This is a genomic window from Vibrio qingdaonensis (assembly GCF_026191675.1).
GTDB lineage: Bacteria > Pseudomonadota > Gammaproteobacteria > Enterobacterales > Vibrionaceae > Vibrio > Vibrio qingdaonensis.
Window position 1 is genome coordinate 25,309 of record NZ_JAKRRY010000003.1, and the last position, 19,396, is coordinate 44,704.

Genomic DNA, 19,396 nt, shown 5'->3' on the forward strand with positions numbered 1-19,396 from the left:
ATTTAATGGCTAATACGTTCTCACTAATCCTAGTTATCGTAACATTGGTGACTGGTGTAGTTTGGGTTTTAGATAAACTCGTACTGAGAAAGAAACGACAGCAAAAATTGGCAGATATCCAAGCACAAGCCAACCAAATTGATGATGAGGTTGCTCAAAAAGCGGTCGCGCCATCATGGTTTGTTGAAAACAGTGTGTCGATTTTTCCGGTTATCGCGTTTGTATTAGTCTTACGTTCTTTTATTTACGAACCTTTTCAAATTCCATCGGGTTCGATGATGCCAACCTTATTGGTCGGTGATTTTATCTTGGTGGAAAAATATGCCTATGGATTGAAAGACCCAGTTTGGCGTACACAATTGGTCGACGTGGGTAAGCCTGAGCGCGGCGATTCAATTGTATTCAAATACCCGCCTCAGCCTAATATTGACTATATTAAACGTGTAGTGGGTTTACCTGGGGATATGGTGCGCTACAGCGCAAGTAAAGACATCTGTATTCAGACTAAGGGCACGTCAGAATGCAAACCCGTTAAGCTATCTAACGTCGTCGATAGCCCGTTTGTACAAAACGGTATTCCATTGATTCAAATGGATGAAAAACTGGGTGATGTTGAACACCAAGTATTGGTCAACCCACTGCGTCGTGACCGAGTTGATCAGTATCAACCACGTAATGGCATTAATGAATGGGTGGTACCAGAAGGCCATTACTTCGTGATGGGTGACAACCGCGATAATAGTGCTGATAGCCGTTATTGGGGCTTTGTACCAGAAGCTAACTTAGTGGGTAAAGCTGTAGCAATATGGATTAGTTTTGAATTTGAACGTAGTGCAGACAGCTTTTTGCCTGCATGGATCCCAACTGGTGTGAGATTGAATCGCATCGGTGGAATTAACTGAACGAGAGAGCATGAATTCTCCTATTGAACGATTAGAAAAAAAGCTCGCTTATCAATTTAATGATAGCGAGCGCTTGGCATTGGCACTGACACATCGTAGTGCCAATGGAACGCATAATGAACGACTCGAGTTTTTGGGCGATTCAATTTTAAGTTTTGTCGTCGCTGACGATCTTTATCATCGCTTCCCTAAAATTAATGAAGGGGACATGAGCCGCATGCGTGCCACGTTAGTAAGAGGTCACACTCTTGCAGAACTAGGGCGCGAGTTCGGTTTGGGAGACTACTTAAAATTAGGTCCAGGTGAGTTGAAGAGCGGTGGTTTTAGACGTGATTCAATTCTTGCTGATGCAGTTGAGGCCATTATTGGTGCCATCTACCTAGACAGCGATGTCGAAAAAGTACGTGAGGTTGTATTGGGTTGGTATAAAAGCCGCCTTGATGCGATTGAACCTGGCGTATCGCAGAAAGATCCGAAAACTCGTCTTCAAGAGTTTTTGCAAGGGCGCAGAAAACCTCTGCCCGTCTATACTGTGACTAATATAAAAGGTGAAGCCCACAACCAAGAGTTTACGGTTTCATGTGAAGTGATGGGCTTGGATAAGCCTGTTGTTGGTCTAGGTACTAGCCGCCGCAAGGCAGAACAAGCGGCTGCCGAGATGGCATTAGAGAAAGTGACCAATGTCTGATAAAGAATTTGATATCGATGCGTACTTTTCTTCTCCAGCAGAAGAAGTAGCGAATCCAGAAAACCAACATTGTGGTTTTATCGCCATTGTTGGTCGCCCAAATGTAGGTAAATCGACATTATTGAACCATATCCTGGGTCAAAAAATATCGATCACCTCGCGCAAGCCTCAAACGACTCGCCACCGTATCATGGGTGTAGAGACCGAAGGGGATTACCAAGCGATTTACGTGGATACTCCTGGGCTTCATATTGAAGAGAAGCGCGCGATCAACCGTTTGATGAACCGTGCAGCGAACAGCTCCCTGAGTGATGTTAACCTAGTATTGTTTCTGGTTGACGGCACGCAATGGACTGCTGATGATGAAATGGTACTAAACAAACTGAAGAAATCTGATTTCCCAGTTGTACTATGCATCAACAAAGTCGACAACGTTAAAGATCGTAATGACGTGATGATGCACATGCAGGCTCTTTCTGAAAAGATGGAGTTTGTTGATGTGGTGCCTATTTCCGCCAAGCAAGGTAAAAACACCGATGTGATTCGTAAACACGTTCGTAGTTATTTACCTAAAGCGGTGCATCACTTCCCTGAAGAATACGTGACCGACCGTTCACAGCGTTTTATGGCGTCTGAGATTATCCGTGAAAAATTGATGCGCTTTACTGGTGAGGAGCTACCTTACTCTGTGACCGTTGAAGTTGAACGCTTTGATTACAATCCAGAAACAGACGGTTTTCACATCAACGCCCTTATTCTTGTTGAACGTACTGGTCAAAAGAAAATGGTGATTGGCAAAGGTGGAGATAAAATCAAGACCATCGGTCGTGAAGCTCGCCTAGATATGGAAGAGTTGTTTGGCCGTAAAGTGTACTTAGAAACTTGGGTCAAAGTGAAGTCAGGCTGGGCTGATGATGAGCGCGCGCTGCGTTCATTAGGTTACATCGACGACTTAGAAAACAAATAATAGACGCGCGACTTTCGGCAATTTGACAAGATGTGATGGTATGGAAGGGTTACAACGCTGTTTCGTTTTACATCGCAGGCCATACAGTGAATCAAGTTTAATTCTTGATGTCTTCAGTGAAGAGTATGGTCGTGTGTCATTATTGTCGAAAGGGGCTCGCAGTAAGCGCTCTAACCTCAAAGGAGCGCTTCAACCTTTCACCCCATTGTTACTCAAGTGGTCTGGTGGTGGGTCCTTAAAAACCTTGCGTCAAGCTGAACCTATTAGCTTAGGGCTACCGCTTACAGGTATCTGCCTTTACTCTGCAATGTATGTTAATGAACTTATTGCTCGTGTTCTTGCTAATGAAATACCTTTCCCCGCTTTATTTCATGATTATCTTCAAGCTTTAACAGAGTTGGCTCAAACTAGTAATCCCGAACCGGCGCTACGACGTTTTGAACTCGCTTTGCTTTCGGCTTTGGGGTATGGCGTCGATTTTTTACACTGCTCAGGCACGGGTGAACCGATCGATCCGACCATGACATATCGCTTTCGTGAACAGCAAGGTTTCATCGCCAGTGTTCGCCGAGACAACCTCACATTTGTGGGGGAAGAGTTGATTGCGATAAGTGAACGACGTTTTACTAATAAAACCCAATTACAAGCGGCAAAACGCTTTACACGTATGGCATTAAAGCCGTATCTTGGCTCAAAACCGTTAAAAAGCAGAGAGTTGTTTCGTATTAAACCAAAACAGCTCTGATGATGGAGTATTAATACATGAGTTCTATTCTTTTAGGCATCAACATTGACCATATCGCGACACTGCGTAATGCACGTGGCACTAAGTATCCAGATCCTGTGCATGCGGCTGAAATTGCTGAGCGTGCTGGTGCTGATGGTATTACCGTGCACTTACGTGAAGACCGCCGTCACATCCTTGACCGTGATGTCCGTATTCTTAGCGAAACGCTACAAACCCGTATGAACCTAGAGATGGCAGTGACGGATGAAATGGTTGAGATTGCGCTTAAAACTAAACCTGAGTTCGTTTGTCTTGTACCGGAAAAGCGTGAAGAACTGACGACAGAAGGTGGTTTGGACGTTAAAGGCCAGCTAGAGAAAATTAAAGCGGCGACGGCAAAACTGACAGCGGCGGGCATAAAGGTGTCGTTGTTTATTGATGCGGACAGAGAACAAATTGATGCATCAAAAGCGGCAGGTGCGCCTTTTATTGAGCTTCACACGGGTCATTACGCTGATGCCGAAACAGAAGAAGATCAACAAGATGAATTAAAGAAGATTGCCGCTGGTGCGAGTTATGCTTCTGACTTAGGTATTACGGTTAACGCTGGCCATGGTTTGACTTACCACAATGTCGCTCCAATCGCAGCACTACCAGAAATTTATGAACTGAACATTGGCCACGCTATTATCGGTCGAGCCGTATTTGACGGTCTTCATAAAGCGGTAGCGGATATGAAAGCGATAATGGAAGCAGCGCGACGCGGTTAATCCGTCTAGCGTTGACACGATGAGTTCGCAAGATAGTTAGGTGTAACCTTGTATGGCAATTTTGGGTTTAGGCACGGACATCGCAGAGATAGAGCGAATTGAAAAAGCACTCACTCGCTCTGGCGAAGCATTTGCAAAACGAATTTTGACGCAAGCGGAATGGGTGACGTTTAGCTCGCTCAAGCAGAAGGGGCGCTTTCTTGCTAAGCGTTTCGCTGCCAAAGAGGCGGCGTCAAAAGCCCTCGGTACTGGCATCGCCCATGGCGTTAGTTTTCAGGACTTTACCATTGCCAATGATGACAATGGTAAGCCTATGCTTACGTTATCCAATAAAGCGGCTGAAATTGCGGCTTCAATGGGGGCAACGTCAGTCCACCTGACTCTATCTGATGAGCGACACTATGCCGTTGCTACGGTGATAATAGAGCAGTAGTTAATGTCTATTAGGCGCTGACTCGCAAAATCAGTTCATTGAAAATAAAGGGCGCGACGCAGTGAATACTGCCTCGCGCCTTTTCTATTTTATTGGGCTACCAATTATTGCAATGTGAATTTTATTTTGCATTTGCAACAGCGCCTTAGTGGATTAAGTGCTAGCTTTTATTGAGGTAGAGCTTTGAGGTTTCCAGCACTTTTTCCATCTCATCTTGCAGTTCAAACAATTCAGGTTCAATCGATTCAATAGCACCGCCCGAGCGCAGGGCTTTTTCTATGGTTGCACAGATCGATTTAAGCCTTGGTACACCGCTGTATGAGCAACTGCCATGGAGTTTATGGATTAAATGAATCACCTCTTCTTTGTCTGAAAACCCTTCATCAAGTATTCGTTCTGAGAGACGCTGTACTTCTGGTATAAATTCGATGAGCATTTGCAGCATATCGACGGCGAGATCGTCTTTATTCGCCGCTTGTTTTAAAGCCTCTGACCAATCTATGACGACATTTTTTGCTGCGCTAATCGGTGTTGCTGGCGTGTTATCGCTAGAGGACGATGACGGATGCGCTTCCGTCGTCTCAGGGGTAACGAAGTCAAGGATAGCGTCGTGTTCGAGTGTGCGTGGTGGAACCCATTTATTGAGTACCTGCTGCAATGCCATCTCATCTATTGGCTTTGTGAGATAATCATCCATGCCTTCCGAAATTAACCTATCACGCTCCCCTGTCATAGCATGAGCGGTGACCGCGATGACGGGAGTCGTGCTGTTTAGGCTTGTTTCTTTAATCAGTTTACAGGCGGTAACACCGTCCATATGCGGCATTTGAATGTCCATCAAAACAATATCAAAGTGTTGTGCTTGTGCTTTTTCAACCGATAGTTGACCGCTAGAGTAAGACACGACGGTTTCCACGCGCTCGGATAACAGGGCTGTAATCAATTTGAGGTTCGCAGGGTTGTCATCCACCGCCATGACCGTGAGCGGGCGTTTTTCCGTCGACTCATAGAGAACAGGCAGTACCGGGTTGACCGGCTGTTTATCCACTAATGCCTGCATTAGGCGCTTACGGGCCAGCGGCTTTGTTAAGCACTGCACTTCATGGGTTTGCATGAGGTAATCCGACAATGCTAACTGTGTGCTGGCGGTACCGATAATGATATTAGAGGTAGAACTCTTACAGTGCTTAATCCAGCTCTCAATGGTAGTGAGTGGAATTTCTTCATTGGTTGGTAAGCACAAAATAATGTAGTCAAAGGCTTCAAGTCGTTCAGGTAGTGTCGAGCGATACGTTACCATTACCCCTTGGTTGGTGAGGTTTTGCTGTAAGACAGAAGCCGCTTGCATGTTGGGTTCAACCAAAAGCAGACGCTTATTATGGATGATCATCGGGTCTACAGGGTCAATCATTGGGATCTCTGTAGAATGCAGTCGTATAGTAAACCAGAAGGTGGAGCCTTGGTGTAGGCGGCTAGTGAGACTGATTTCCCCTCCCATTTGACCAACTAATTTCTGTGTGATGACCAAACCTAGCCCGGTTCCGCCATAGCGACGAGAAATGCTGGCATCGGCCTGACTAAAGGCCTGGAAGAGTTGTGCTTGCTGTCGTTCAGAAATACCTATACCGGTATCGCGCACCATGAATTGCAGTTCGACACGATCTTCTTTTTGCGATTTTAATTCGACACTGATGTCAATGTTACCGCGCTCGGTAAACTTAATTGAGTTGCCCACTAAGTTTGTGAGAATTTGTTGGATACGCATTGGGTCGCCGACCAATCCATTTGGTACCTTTGCATCGACTTTAAGCGTCAGCTCTAGGCCTTTTTCATGCGCACTGGTGGCTTGCAGTGCCACCACCTCTTCGAGGCTGTCTTGGAATTCAAATGGGATGTTCTCAAGTGCCAGTTTACCCGCTTCTAGTTTAGAAAAATCCAAAATGTCGTTGATGATATTTAGAAGGTTATTAGCTGATTTCTCAATGGTTTGAAGGTAATCGGTTTGGCTGTTAGACAGCTGGGTTTTTAGCATCTGTCGGGTGAAACCAATCACGCCATTGAGTGGTGTTCTTAGCTCATGAGACATGTTGGCAAGAAACTCCGATTTTACTCGTGCTGCTTCTTGTGCTCGTTTTTTAGCAATATCAAGCTCAACGTTTTGGATCTCCAGTTGTTCTAATGTTTCGCGAAGATCTGACGTGGCTTGGTCGATACTGTGCTGCATTTCGACATGGTATTCGGATAGTGATACCGCCATGGCATTGATACCATTTTTTAGCGAGTCGAGTTCACCATGCATTTTGCCTTCAATTCGAACATCTAAGTGACCACGCCGAATTCGGTCGACCATGTTTTTCATATGAGAAATTGGCCGCGTGACATCGTGCATTAATCGATAGGCGAAAATACCAGACAAAATCAGTCCTAAAATCAGCACTAAAATGGCCGAGAAGACCTCTTGGTATTGCTGTAGCCGCAATGAGGATAAATCGAGCTCAATCGCGATGTAGCCCAATGTTTTACTGGTGGAGGTTAGCTGTCGTGTATCCGAGATTAATTGACTTTCTGCTAATATAGGCGCGCGTAAAATCAAGGTGTTGTCATGAAACTCTGAAGAGCTTAGGTAGGGGATAGGCTTATCTTTTGGCAGCATTAACGAGTTGAAATTAGGATGAAAGTTCGAGGTAACGAACAGTTCGTGATTAGCATCAAAAACGGCAATGCTACGAACAAATTTAGAATTCTTTCGGTGTGCGTAGCTAATGAGACGCCGAACGGACTCGCGACTTTGCGCCATGACACCTTGTTCACTAGCGATGGCTAAGGGTTCAATAATGCTTGCTCCGGCATTGAGTACTTGAGACTCAAGGTCGTGATAGCGGTTATAAGAAAAAAAAGCACTCAATAAAAGCCCAATAATGAGCGTGGGTGCTAGGGTTAGAGTTATAACGCGAGCGCGAAGGCCGTATCTTGTCATTTTAATTCGAAGTCATAATTTGCTGGGAGTGATTACATCTACTGAGTGGATATGGGACAATACCCAGTACTGCATCCCCTAGGATGTCGTAAGCTTAATCAAAGCAGCGCTGTTCGACAATCATTCAACCAAAGAATAGTGAAACTCTAACAAATTTTTGTAGTGCAGAGCGTTTCTGCACGGCTAAATACTGGAAATAGGCATGGCACGTTTTTTTAAACCGACAAAGCAAACCGCATTCTCAAAGAAACACCAAGAAATGGTGATCGCACGTTTAGATCACCACGGCGCAGGTATCGCCTATCAAAATAAAAAACCGGTGTTTATTGAGGGGGCACTTCCAGATGAAACCGTTTTAGTGCAGCTCACGGAAACCAAAAGTAAGTTTTCTAAAGCAAACTTGATTAAGGTGATTAAGCCTAGCGCGCAGCGAGTTAAGCCATTATGTCCACACTATGAAGCGTGTGGGGGGTGCACTCAACAGCACCTATCTTTGGACGACCAACGTCAATATAAGCAGCAAGCGCTGTCGCAATTAATGAGCAAAATTGCTGGCCAACAGTTGTCACTGTCTGATTCTATTATTGGGGAGGGAACGGGGTACCGCAGAAGAGCTCGTTTGAGCCTGTACGCCGATAAAGCAAAAGGGCCGTTGCAAATGGGCTTTCGCCGCAAGCAGAGCAAACAACTGGTCGCAATAGATGGCTGCCCGGTTCTCGATAGTCAACTTAATGCATTGATCCCTGAGTTCAGAACGTTATTAACGAGCTTTCAGCATCCTCATACTCTCGGTCATCTTGAGTTAGTGATGGCAGACAATGGTCCGGTTGCAGTTTTACGCCATATGCAGCCGTTGGCCGAGGGAGACGAACAGCGTCTACTACAGCTGGCAAAAAAACACGATTTGACCTTATACCTCATGCCAGAAAGTGGTGTGCTAAATCGAGTCCATGGCGATGTGGCACAATATGGTGAGACGGGTGTGATGCTACCTTTTTTACCGACTCACTTTATTCAAGTGAATCAAAAAATCAACCAAGAAATGGTCGCGCAGGCACTGAGTTGGTTGGCACCGACAAAGCAGGAACGAGTACTGGATCTGTTCTGTGGGCTAGGTAACTTTACTCTTCCATTAGCGAAATTATCCAAGCAAGTCGTCGGCGTGGAAGGCATCCAAGAGATGGTGGATTGGGCAACGAACAATGCTGCGTTAAATAAACTCGATAACGTTGAATTTTATCAAGCTAACTTGGAAGAGGCGTTGACGAACTCGCCATGGGCTGAACAAAAATTCGACGCGATTTTATTAGATCCAGCCCGTGCTGGGGCGACTGGCGTGATAGATCAAGTTTCTGGACTTGGAGCAACGCGAGTGCTTTATGTTTCTTGCAATCCTGCTACCCTTGCCAGAGATAGTCAGAGCCTTATTGCACAAGGCTACACGCTTAAGAAACTTGGTATGATGGACATGTTTCCACAAACCAGTCATCTAGAGTCGATGGCATTGTTTGAAAAATGACAATTTTTGAATGATCTCTAACGTAGGTCATGGGCTAACTGGGATAGGTTAGTTAACTAATAAAACTAGGAAGAACAAAGTAATGGTTGCGGTAAGAAGCGCGCATTTGAACCCTGAAGAACAGTTTGAGTTAGCGAGTTGGATTGCTTCATTAAAGCAAGATAAAACGATCGCTAAACGGCTGAAAGAAGTTTATACCCAATGCGAAACGCTCGTAGAAGGTAATGAACAAGGGTCCTTGTTGTTGTGGCGTGGTAGAGAGATGATTGAGATCCTCATCACCCTTTCGATGGACAAAGCCACTCTCATTACAGCTTTGCTGTATCCGATAGTCTCTAGTGGATTATTTGATAGGGAATTACTCGAAGAAACTTACGGAAAAGAAATCCTTAAAATGATCGATGGCGTTGAAGAAATGGCCGCCATTGGTCAACTTAACGTGACGTTAGAGGGGTCAGAAGCTTCTGGGCAGGTCGACAACGTTAGACGCATGCTGTTAGCCATGGTTGATGATTTCCGCTGTGTTGTCATCAAATTGGCGGAGCGAATCTGTAACCTGCGTGAAGTAAAAGATGAACCGGATGAAGTAAGAATCGCCGCAGCTAAAGAGTGCGCCAATATTTATGCGCCGCTGGCTAACCGTCTCGGTATTGGTCAATTGAAATGGGAAATTGAAGATTACGCATTTCGATACCAGCACTCCATTACCTATAAAAAAATCGCTAAGCAACTTGCTGAGCGACGCATTGTCCGTGAGCAATACATTAAAGATTTCGTCGATGACTTGACTGACGAGATGCATCGCTCTCAAATTCTCGCTGAAGTTAGCGGCCGTCCAAAGCATATTTACAGTATTTGGCGAAAAATGCAGAAAAAGAGCTTGGATTTTGATGAGCTTTTTGATGTACGTGCGGTCCGTATCATTGCTGAACGCTTACAAGATTGCTATGCGGCGTTAGGGGTGGTGCATACTAAATACAAACACCTGCCAAGTGAGTTTGATGACTACGTTGCGAATCCAAAGCCCAATGGTTACCAGTCTATCCATACCGTTGTGTTGGGGCCAGAAGGTAAAACCATTGAAATTCAGATTCGTACTAAGGAAATGCATGAGGACTCTGAACTCGGCGTTGCGGCTCACTGGAAATACAAAGAAGGCAGCAGCACGGCTCGAAGCGGTTACGATGAAAAAATCACCTGGTTGCGTAAGCTACTGGATTGGCAAGAAGAAATGTCCGATTCTGGCGAAATGCTGGATGAGGTTCGAAGTCAGGTTTTTGATGACCGAGTGTATGCCTTTACACCACGTGGTGATGTGGTTGACCTGCCTATGGGTGCCACGCCACTAGACTTTGCCTACCACATCCACTCAATGGTGGGTCATCGCTGTATTGGCGCGAAAGTAGCAGGGCGCATTGTTCCGTTTACCCATCAATTATCGATGGGTGACCAAGTGGAGATTATCACCCAAAAAGAGCCTAACCCTTCCCGAGATTGGTTAAATCCGACATTGGGCTTTGTTCATTCTGGTCGCGCACGAGCGAAAATTAATGCTTGGTTCCGCAAGGAAAGTCGCGAGAAAAATCTAGAGGCGGGACGAGATATCCTCGAAGCGGAATTGGCAAAAATTGGTGCGACATTAAAAGATGCCGACCAATATGCGTTGAAGCGCTTTAATGTCAATACGCCTGATGAGCTATACGCGGGTATTGGTAGTGGCGATCTGCGAATCCATCAGGTCATCAACCACATCAATGCGTTGGTCAACAAGCCAACGGCGGAAGAAGAAGATCAAAAAGCCCTAGAGAAACTCAAAGAGTCGGAAACAAAAGCCAGTCAACAGAGTCGCCCTCATAAAGATGCGGTCGTGGTTGAAGGGGTTGATAATCTCATGACTCATCTAGCGCGTTGCTGTCAGCCTATCCCTGGCGATATTATTAAAGGTTATATCACCCAAGGTCGAGGCATCTCTGTACACCGAAGCGACTGTGAGCAGCTTGAAGAGTTGAGTCATCATGCGCCAGAGCGAATCATAGATACGGTTTGGGGCAGTGGCTTTGTTGGCTCTTATATTTTGACAATTCGTGTTGAAGCCCTAGAGCGAAGCGGATTATTGAAAGACGTCACGACATTACTCACCAATGAGAAAGTGAAAGTCATCAGTATGAAAAGTCGTAATGACTACAAGCGTCAATTAACCATTATGGATTTTGATCTTGAACTGAATAACATTGAAGTCTTGTCTCGCGTGACCAATCGCATTGAGCAGATCAAAGATGTGATGAAAGTGAAGCGCTTAGGGTGATGTGTGTAATCAGGGGCACGGTTAAGTCAATGACTCACTGTCACCCTGTGTAGGAAATGACAACATTGTTGAAAAATAAAGGGTTGGTTTTCCAACCCTTTTTATTCGCCCACACTTACGTTTTCATAGGTGCGACCTATCACTAGCTTATTTCGAATCAAGCTGTTTTGAATTGAATATTTTAGGAAATACATTGTTCAGGAATTTAATATGACTCAACCCGTCGAGCAACTTCTCAGCATCATGGCGCAACTCAGAGACGAAAAAAAAGGCTGCCCGTGGGACAGAAAACAAACCTTTGACACGATCGTGCCTCATACCATAGAAGAAACGTATGAGGTTGTTGATGCGATCCATAATCAAGACTGGCCGAACTTGCAAGAAGAACTGGGAGACTTGTTGTTCCAAGTGATCTTCTATAGTCAGATGGCTAAAGAGCAAAAACTGTTTGATTTTAATGACGTGGTGGAAGGACTCAATGAGAAACTGACACGACGTCACCCCCATGTATTTAGTGATACTGAATTTGCAGATGAAGCCGCGATTGACGCTAACTGGGAAGCTGAGAAACAGAAGGAAAAGGCAGAAGTAGGCAAAACAGAAAAAAGTATTCTAGACTCAATACCACAGTCGCTGCCTGCCCTTTCTAAAGCCAATAAAATACAAAAGCGTGTGGCTAAGTTTGGTTTTGATTGGGGCGCTCTGGGGCCTGTTGTGGACAAGGTTCAAGAAGAAATTGATGAAGTCGTGCATGAAGCGATTCAGCTTAACGTGGATGAAGATAAGCTCGAAGAAGAAATTGGCGATTTATTATTTTCTGTTGTGAATCTTTCTCGGCACCTAAAGTCCGATCCTGAAGTGGCGCTACGAAAAGCGAACAATAAATTTTCGAGGCGTTTTAAGGGGGTTGAAACGTGTGTTTCAGAACGTGGTAAATTGCTTACAGACTTTACCCTGCAAGAGCTTGACGGCTTTTGGAATGATGTTAAAAAACAAGAAAAATCGACCGAACTGTGATGCACTTCCCATTCGAGTTAGTTTCTAGAATTGATTTGAAGCAAAAAATAAAAATTTTGAATGTGATAAGTTTCACGTTGTGGCGATAAAGGGCTTCTGGTATATTTTCATCCCGTCCAGAAGTAATCCATTTCCCTCATTCAACCAATTTCAGGTTAAACATGACGACAAATTACATTTTTGTTACTGGCGGGGTCGTATCCTCTCTAGGTAAAGGTATTGCAGCAGCATCGCTGGCAGCAATTTTAGAAGCTCGTGGTCTTAAAGTGACTATGATGAAGCTTGACCCTTACATCAACGTTGATCCAGGCACAATGAGCCCGACTCAACATGGTGAAGTGTTTGTCACGGAAGATGGCGCGGAAACGGATCTTGACCTTGGTCACTATGAGCGTTTCATTCGTACCAAGATGACCAAGCGTAACAACTTTACTGCTGGCCGTGTTTACTCTGATGTTCTTGCTAAAGAACGTCGTGGTGATTACCTAGGTGCAACGATTCAAGTTATTCCACACATTACTAACGAAATCAAAGATCGCGTGATCGCTGGTTCTCAAGGTCACGATGTCGCTATCGTTGAAGTTGGTGGTACTGTTGGTGATATCGAATCTTTGCCATTTATGGAAGCGATTCGTCAGTTAGCAGTAGAGCTTGGTCGTGAGCGTGCAATGTTTATGCACCTAACTCTGGTTCCTTACTTAGCGGCAGCAGGTGAAGTGAAAACGAAACCAACTCAGCACTCTGTAAAAGAGCTTCTGTCAATTGGTATTCAGCCAGATATCCTTGTTTGTCGTAGCGACCGTATTATCCCAGCGAACGAGCGTAAGAAAATTGCTCTTTTCTGTAATGTTCAGGAAAAAGCCGTTATCTCAATGAAGGATGTAGATTCTATTTACAAGATCCCTCAGCTTATCCGCGCACAAGGCCTTGATGACCTTGTCTGTGCACGCTTTGGTATTGAAGCACCAGAAGCTGACTTGTCTGAATGGGAACAAGTTATCTACGAAGAAGCCAACCCAACAGCAGAAGTTGTGATTGGTATGGTAGGTAAGTATATTGAACTACCAGATGCTTATAAGTCAGTGAACGAAGCACTGAAGCACGCAGGTCTTAAGAATCGCCTGAGTGTGAAAATTAAGTACGTTGATTCACAAGATGTTGAGTCTAAAGGTGAAGAAGCACTAGCCGGTCTAGACGCAATTCTTGTACCTGGTGGCTTTGGTGACCGTGGTGTGGAAGGTAAGATCCGCGCGGCACAATTTGCTCGTGAAAACAAAGTACCGTACTTGGGTATCTGTTTAGGTATGCAAGTCGCACTGATCGAATACGCGCGCAACGTAGCGGGTATGGAAGGTGCACATTCAACAGAATTTAACAAAGAAACAAAATACCCTGTGGTAGGCTTGATCACAGAGTGGGTAGACGGCGAAGGTAAAGTTGAAGAACGTACTGAAACGTCGGATCTAGGCGGCACGATGCGTCTTGGTTCTCAGCTATGTCACCTTGAAAAAGGCACGAAAGCGTTTGAGCTTTATGGCAATGCGAAAATCCATGAGCGTCACCGTCACCGTTACGAAGTGAACAACCTCCTTCGTCCACAGATCGAAAAAGCAGGACTTAAAGTTTCTGGTTTGTCAGCAGACAAGAAACTGGTTGAAGTGATCGAGAACCCAGCTCACCCATGGTTTGTAGCTGCGCAGTTCCACCCAGAATTCACTTCAACACCTCGTGATGGCCACCCATTGTTTAGCGGCTTTGTGAAAGCGGCGGGTGAGTTCCAACGCGGATCAGAAGATAAATAGTAAAAGGATACGGGCGGCTGCGAAGGTTATGCGGCTGCCTTTAAATTGACATTAAATTTTTATTTATTGAGAGGAAACATCAATGTCTAAGATCGTTAAAGTTCTAGGTCGTGAAATCATCGACTCACGTGGTAACCCAACGGTAGAAGCTGAAGTTCACCTAGAAGGCGGTTTCGTTGGTATGGCAGCAGCTCCATCTGGTGCTTCTACTGGTTCTCGCGAAGCTCTTGAGCTACGTGACGGTGACAAATCACGTTTCCTAGGTAAAGGTGTTCTTAAAGCAATTGAAGCTGTTAACGGCCCAATCGCTGAAGCACTCGTTGGTCAAGACGCGAAAGCACAAGCTGACGTTGACCAAGTAATGATCGACCTAGATGGTACTGAAAACAAATCTAAGTTCGGCGCGAACGCTATCCTAGCGGTTTCTCTAGCGAACGCTAAAGCAGCAGCTGCTGCTAAAGGCATGCCTTTGTTCGAGCACATCGCTGAGCTAAACGGCACTCCTGGTCAATTCTCTATGCCTCTACCAATGATGAACATCATCAACGGTGGTGAGCACGCTGATAACAACGTTGATATCCAAGAGTTCATGATCCAACCAGTTGGTGCAAAAACGCTTAAAGAAGCGCTACGTATCGGTGCTGAAGTATTCCACAACCTAGCGAAAGTACTTAAAGCTAAAGGCCTAAGCACTGCAGTTGGTGATGAAGGTGGTTTCGCTCCTAACCTTGAGTCTAACGCTGCTGCTCTAGCTGCTATCCAAGAAGCTGTTGAAGCTGCTGGTTACGTACTAGGTAAAGACGTTACTCTTGCTATGGACTGTGCGGCTTCTGAGTTCTTCGACAAAGAAACTGGCAAGTACAACATGAAAGGCGAAGGCAAAATCTTCACTTCTGAAGAGTTTAACTTCTACCTACAAGACCTTGCTAACCAATACCCAATCGTATCTATCGAAGACGGTCTTGACGAATCAGATTGGGCTGGCTTCAAGCACCAAACTGAACTTCTAGGCGACAAGCTTCAACTCGTTGGTGACGATCTATTCGTTACAAACACTAAGATTCTAGCTCGTGGTATCGAAGAAGGCATCACTAACTCTATCCTAATCAAGTTCAACCAAATCGGTTCACTTACAGAGACTCTAGCTGCAATCAAGATGGCTAAAGACGCTGGCTTTACAGCAGTAATCTCTCACCGTTCTGGCGAAACTGAAGATGCAACTATCGCTGATCTAGCGGTAGGTACAGCTGCAGGTCAAATCAAAACTGGTTCTATGAGCCGTTCTGACCGTGTTGCTAAGTACAACCAACTTCTTCGCATCGAAGAAGCTCTAGGTGAGCGTGCACCTTTCAACGGTCTAAAAGAAGTTAAAGGTCAAGCGTAATCGCTTAATCGTTAACGGATTTTAATGAAGCCGCTCTTCGAGAGCGGCTTTTTTTATACGCGGAATTTGTGATGGTAACAGCGGAAATGAGTAACAGTGCGAGTAACAGCATCCAGTATGTTACTTCTTCATCTGGAGAAATCGGTTAAAGTGGTGACAGTCTTAATAGAACATATCCCTACTGATAGAGGACTTTACCATGGCTAACGTACCAAGCCCTACCACGACATTTGACAACGAATATTTCTCATTCATTGTTTCTGAATCATGGAAACACATCGGCTCAACTCAAGAGCACGCTGATATCCTAGCGCATAACCTACTTGTTGGTGGCCTACAAGGTAAACTACACCAAGGTCTAGGTGTTATTGAAGCGGTAACGATTCCTTATGAAGCTGGTATCTTGGACCCTTCAACGACGCCTGTTATCGAGTCTGAAGGTGACACTTGGGCTGTTTACGATGGTAAGAAGTCTTCTGGTCACTACGCATGTACATTGATGGCTCAAACGGCTATCGAAAAAGCACGTAAGCACGGTATCTCGATTGTATTTGGTTACGATCACTGTGACGGCGGCAACTTCTCAAACTACACACAGATGGCAATGAAAGAAGGCATGTTCGCGATGTCTTCAAACAACTCTGTTCCTCTAAACGCGCCGTTTGGTGGTATGGATCCAACCATGTCTTGTCCTCCATTTGATGCGGCGTGTGTGGGCGGTGATGAACTACCTCTCGTTACGTCTATCATGATCGGTGAAGGCTACGACTCTCACATCTGTGATGCTATCGTCAACGACCGTGACCTACACGTAGCAGCGCTTGTTGACCAAGATACAGGTGAACTGACTGCTGATGCTCGTAAGTGGGGCTCTCTAATTGAAGGCTACGGCCGTGTTGCTGACTGTAAAGCACCTTGGACGTTCCTAACGCCTCGTCTTTACTCTATCAACATCTGGAATGAAGTCATGACAGCGATCATCAACCCGAAAGGCACGATCGCACCTGAGCTTCCAGCAATCCCAAGTGATTTCTTCACAATGGAAAATGCACCGTGTCCAGTCGGCGGTTCTTACATCCTAGTGATTGACCCAAGCCACTTTGGTCCTATCGAAGAAGTGAAGCGTAAGAGCGATGCGTTTGTGAAAGCACAAAAAGCAAACCGCCCACGTAAAGGCTTCAACGAAGTTTACATCCCAGATGAGTGGGGTCTAAAAGCAATGGCTGAGTCTACAGATACTCACCAAGTTATGGATTCACACTGGGTTGGTTTCAAATCTTTCCTAGAGCGCTCTGGTACCACTATCGAAGCGTTAAATGCGAAATGGGAAGAGAAAGTAGGCGCTGAGCGCGCTGCGGAAACCATTCGCAAGTAATTCAAAATCATACGCACTTGATTTTAGCCCAGTCTTTGACTGGGCTTTTTTGTGTCGAACATCTGGCTCACTATCACTATCACTATCACTATCACTATCACTATCGCGAAGTGTTATTCGTGACGTGATTGAATGCGGTATTGATGGGGGCTCATACCATAATAGTTTTGAAACGCTCTAAAAAACGGCGGGGAGGAATGGTAGCTGAGTAGTTCTGCAATTTCCGTCGTGCTTAATGGGGTGTTAAGTAAGTAGTCGCGTGCCACTTGCATCCGTGTATCAAGGACTAAGTGCTTATAAGTGGTCTCTTCTGCTATCAACTTTCGTCTAAGTGTGCGACTCGTGGTATTCATTTCTATAGCCATCGCTTCCATCGTGGGCAGTCCATATTTCAATTGAGTCAGTAATTTCACTCTTATTTGGTAGCTGATGGGCTGCGTTGTTGTGTCATCTATAATGGTTTGACTTTGTAAAGTGGCAACATGTGCGATAAGAGCTGGATTCATCGAAATGGCCGAACGTATCCACTCGACAGGAAAGCGCAGCTGATTTTGTTGGCTATTAAAGCTCAGATTGGTAGTAAAGATAGTTTTGTACAAAGGTAAGTAATGGGGAGCCGGGTAGGCGAAGTCAACATGAACGCGTTTGCGGTCAAACTCTTGCCCTAGAAATCGCTCGATACCCAGATAGTAGTGACAAATGGCATCTTCAATCGTGTAGTGCTGAGCCGACCTTCCATGTGAGCGGTCATCGGCAGTAATGTAAGCATATTCGCTATCATAGCCAATGTGTATGTCGACATAATCTTTGGTGATATATGAAAATTGTAATCCAGTATCAAGGAGTTGTTTGAGGTTTTGGCAGCTAATCATCGCATACCCCCAGGCGCCCATATCCTGAAGCTTTAGCCGTTTGGCAATGCGTAATCCAAGTCCATCAATATGCAGTTGTTCAACGGTAATCGCCATTAATGTATGCACCTGGCTGGCTTGGATCGGCTGATATTGCCCTTGAGTGATGCGGATGATACCGGCCTTGCGCAAAAAGTCTGAAATATCGATGGGAACAGTAGACTCACTTCGGACAATACTTTCCCAGTACCCCAAAATGGCATCAAAGAAGTGTTGTTGATTTAATGAGGTCATGTGAGTTGTCCGAAAATGTAATAACCATGTCCTGAAGTGTAATAAGCAATTGCCAGAGTAGCAATTATAATTTTCCCATAGCTTGCGGTGAAGTTATTCACCAAATTAATCATTAGAGGAATCGCCCATGTTTAAGCCAAAACGTGTTGAAATTTCAAAAGAAAACTTAGAACTCTATAAAGATATCTACTGGAATAAGTCTGACGCCGATTTTTATATCAACGACGATATTGCGCCTATGCAGCAGCGTATGGCTGAGCAAGGTGTTGAAGCGTTTAGCTTGTTAGGTAAAGAGCACGTCGGTGCATTTGGCGCGCCTTATGTAAACAACTTTGAAAACGCAGACATCGTAATGTACGGTTTGACGATGGACAAGTGTTCACCAAATGCTGGTGGTCATAAATTTGGTCCAGGTGCGATTCGCGATGCATCTAAAACGGGTATGGGTCTTATTCACCAAGATGGCACAATGCCGTTTGAACTGTGTAACATTATCGATCACGGTAACTGGGATGGTTTAGGTCAGTTCAACTTAGATGAAGAAATGCGCAATGCTCAGAAAGTGGTTGATGACATGGTGATCAATCACGGTTGTACGCCATTCTTCTTTGGTGGTGATCATACTGTCGCTTACCCAGGCCCTGCTGCACTAGCTAAAGTTCATGGTCCGGTTTCTTTAATCCACATCGACGGTCACTTCGATCTGTTGACTCGTGCAGATTTCGATTATGAATCTTACTCGGGCAACTGGTACTGCCGTCTTGCTTCAGAAGGTGCAATTGACCCGACAACCAGTGTGAGCATGGGCATGCGTGGTCGTTGGTGTGCTTCTCAGCAAGGTAAGGCGAAGGCGATTGGCGGTAATTTCTTCCTAGCGGATGAAATGTATGATCTTGGTATCGACTACATCGTTGAGCAAATCCTTGAGAAGCAAGGCGATGGTCGTCCTGTTTACCTGACATTTGACCTTGATGGACTCGATCTTCTTGATCACAGTGCAAACTCAAGTCCAGATCCATTCGGGGTATCAGCGCGCATGTACTACGATATTTTCCGTAAGTTGCGAGCAACAAAACGTATTAACCTAGTTGGCGCAGATATCGCAGAATTTGCACCTCAGAAAAATAGCGACGAAAAAGACGCGTTGCTGACGGCTGCATTCGGCTGGGAATTGCTCGTTTGGCTTGCTGAATGTCGTTACATTCGTGAAGGTAAGAAAAACCCGACTGAATGGCCAATGAGCTTTGGTCGTAATATCGAGTTTTAATCCAATCGCTTAATGTTGGCGTAAAGAATAAGTTGAAAGCCAGTGGTCATTGCCGCTGGCTTTCTTGCATTTAAGAATCGAGGAAAATACCGCGAATAGAAACGGATTGAGTGTAACC

15 protein-coding genes are annotated in these 19,396 nt (G+C 45.1%); 13 read left to right on the top strand and 2 right to left on the bottom strand.

The annotated features are described in order from the left end of the window. The first annotated feature begins 5 nt into the window (after positions 1 to 5). The 6 genes from lepB to acpS are packed head-to-tail and all read left to right on the top strand — an operon-like array spanning position 6 to position 4,487. On the top strand, positions 6 to 902 hold the full coding sequence (lepB, locus tag MD535_RS03795; RefSeq protein WP_265673611.1) for a signal peptidase I: 897 nt from the start codon (positions 6 to 8) through the stop codon (positions 900 to 902). A 10-nt stretch (positions 903 to 912) separates the two neighbouring features. Beyond that, positions 913 to 1,590, top strand: coding sequence for a ribonuclease III (rnc, locus tag MD535_RS03800; protein ID WP_265673612.1), 678 nt, complete (start codon positions 913 to 915; stop codon positions 1,588 to 1,590). Further along, positions 1,583 to 2,557, top strand: a complete 975-nt coding sequence (gene era, locus MD535_RS03805; protein WP_265673613.1) for a GTPase Era — start codon at positions 1,583 to 1,585, stop codon at positions 2,555 to 2,557. Before rnc ends, era begins: the two co-directional genes overlap by 8 nt. Before the next feature lie 40 nt (positions 2,558 to 2,597). Then, positions 2,598 to 3,302, top strand: coding sequence for a DNA repair protein RecO (gene recO, locus MD535_RS03810; protein ID WP_265673614.1), 705 nt, complete (start codon positions 2,598 to 2,600; stop codon positions 3,300 to 3,302). A 17-nt stretch (positions 3,303 to 3,319) separates the two neighbouring features. Then, the gene (gene pdxJ / locus MD535_RS03815; protein WP_265673615.1) at positions 3,320 to 4,054 is read left to right on the top strand and encodes a pyridoxine 5'-phosphate synthase; all 735 of its coding nucleotides are present in this window, start codon (positions 3,320 to 3,322) and stop codon (positions 4,052 to 4,054) included. A 52-nt stretch (positions 4,055 to 4,106) separates the two neighbouring features. Further along, positions 4,107 to 4,487 carry a holo-ACP synthase gene (acpS, locus tag MD535_RS03820; protein ID WP_265673616.1) on the top strand — a complete coding sequence of 127 codons (381 nt, stop codon included), beginning with the start codon at positions 4,107 to 4,109 and terminating at the stop codon, positions 4,485 to 4,487. A 160-nt stretch (positions 4,488 to 4,647) separates the two neighbouring features. On the opposite strand, the gene barA is transcribed toward acpS, so the two are convergent. Then, the gene (barA, locus tag MD535_RS03825; RefSeq protein WP_265673617.1) at positions 4,648 to 7,464 is read right to left on the bottom strand and encodes a two-component sensor histidine kinase BarA; all 2,817 of its coding nucleotides are present in this window, start codon (positions 7,462 to 7,464) and stop codon (positions 4,648 to 4,650) included. Positions 7,465 to 7,666: 202 nt separating this feature from the next. On the opposite strand from barA, the gene rlmD reads away from it, so the two are divergent. The 6 genes from rlmD (at position 7,667) to MD535_RS03855 (ending at position 16,866) form a co-directional block, all read left to right on the top strand. Further along, positions 7,667 to 8,983 carry a 23S rRNA (uracil(1939)-C(5))-methyltransferase RlmD gene (rlmD, locus tag MD535_RS03830; RefSeq protein WP_265673618.1) on the top strand — a complete coding sequence of 439 codons (1,317 nt, stop codon included), beginning with the start codon at positions 7,667 to 7,669 and terminating at the stop codon, positions 8,981 to 8,983. Positions 8,984 to 9,065: 82 nt separating this feature from the next. After that, positions 9,066 to 11,288 (top strand): GTP diphosphokinase, encoded by a 2,223-nt coding sequence (gene relA / locus MD535_RS03835; protein ID WP_265673619.1) that lies wholly within the window; start codon positions 9,066 to 9,068, stop codon positions 11,286 to 11,288. 210 nt (positions 11,289 to 11,498) lie between these two features. Further along, the gene (gene mazG / locus MD535_RS03840) at positions 11,499 to 12,305 is read left to right on the top strand and encodes a nucleoside triphosphate pyrophosphohydrolase (protein ID WP_265673620.1); all 807 of its coding nucleotides are present in this window, start codon (positions 11,499 to 11,501) and stop codon (positions 12,303 to 12,305) included. A 161-nt stretch (positions 12,306 to 12,466) separates the two neighbouring features. Further along, positions 12,467 to 14,107, top strand: a complete 1,641-nt coding sequence (locus MD535_RS03845; RefSeq protein WP_265673621.1) for a CTP synthase — start codon at positions 12,467 to 12,469, stop codon at positions 14,105 to 14,107. 82 nt (positions 14,108 to 14,189) lie between these two features. After that, positions 14,190 to 15,491 (top strand): phosphopyruvate hydratase, encoded by a 1,302-nt coding sequence (eno, locus tag MD535_RS03850; protein ID WP_250615805.1) that lies wholly within the window; start codon positions 14,190 to 14,192, stop codon positions 15,489 to 15,491. 199 nt (positions 15,492 to 15,690) lie between these two features. Then, positions 15,691 to 16,866, top strand: coding sequence for an Ldh family oxidoreductase (locus MD535_RS03855; protein ID WP_265673622.1), 1,176 nt, complete (start codon positions 15,691 to 15,693; stop codon positions 16,864 to 16,866). Between the two features lie 113 nt (positions 16,867 to 16,979). On the opposite strand, the gene MD535_RS03860 is transcribed toward MD535_RS03855, so the two are convergent. Further along, positions 16,980 to 18,011: an AraC family transcriptional regulator gene (locus tag MD535_RS03860; RefSeq protein ID WP_265673623.1), complete on the bottom strand. Its 1,032-nt coding sequence runs from the start codon at positions 18,009 to 18,011 to the stop codon at positions 16,980 to 16,982. Between the two features lie 127 nt (positions 18,012 to 18,138). Between MD535_RS03860 and MD535_RS03865 the strand changes: the two genes are divergently transcribed. Next, a complete protein-coding gene (locus tag MD535_RS03865) occupies positions 18,139 to 19,278 on the top strand; it encodes an arginase family protein (RefSeq protein WP_250615802.1) in 1,140 nt (379 codons plus the stop codon). Positions 19,279 to 19,396 lie beyond the last annotated feature (118 nt).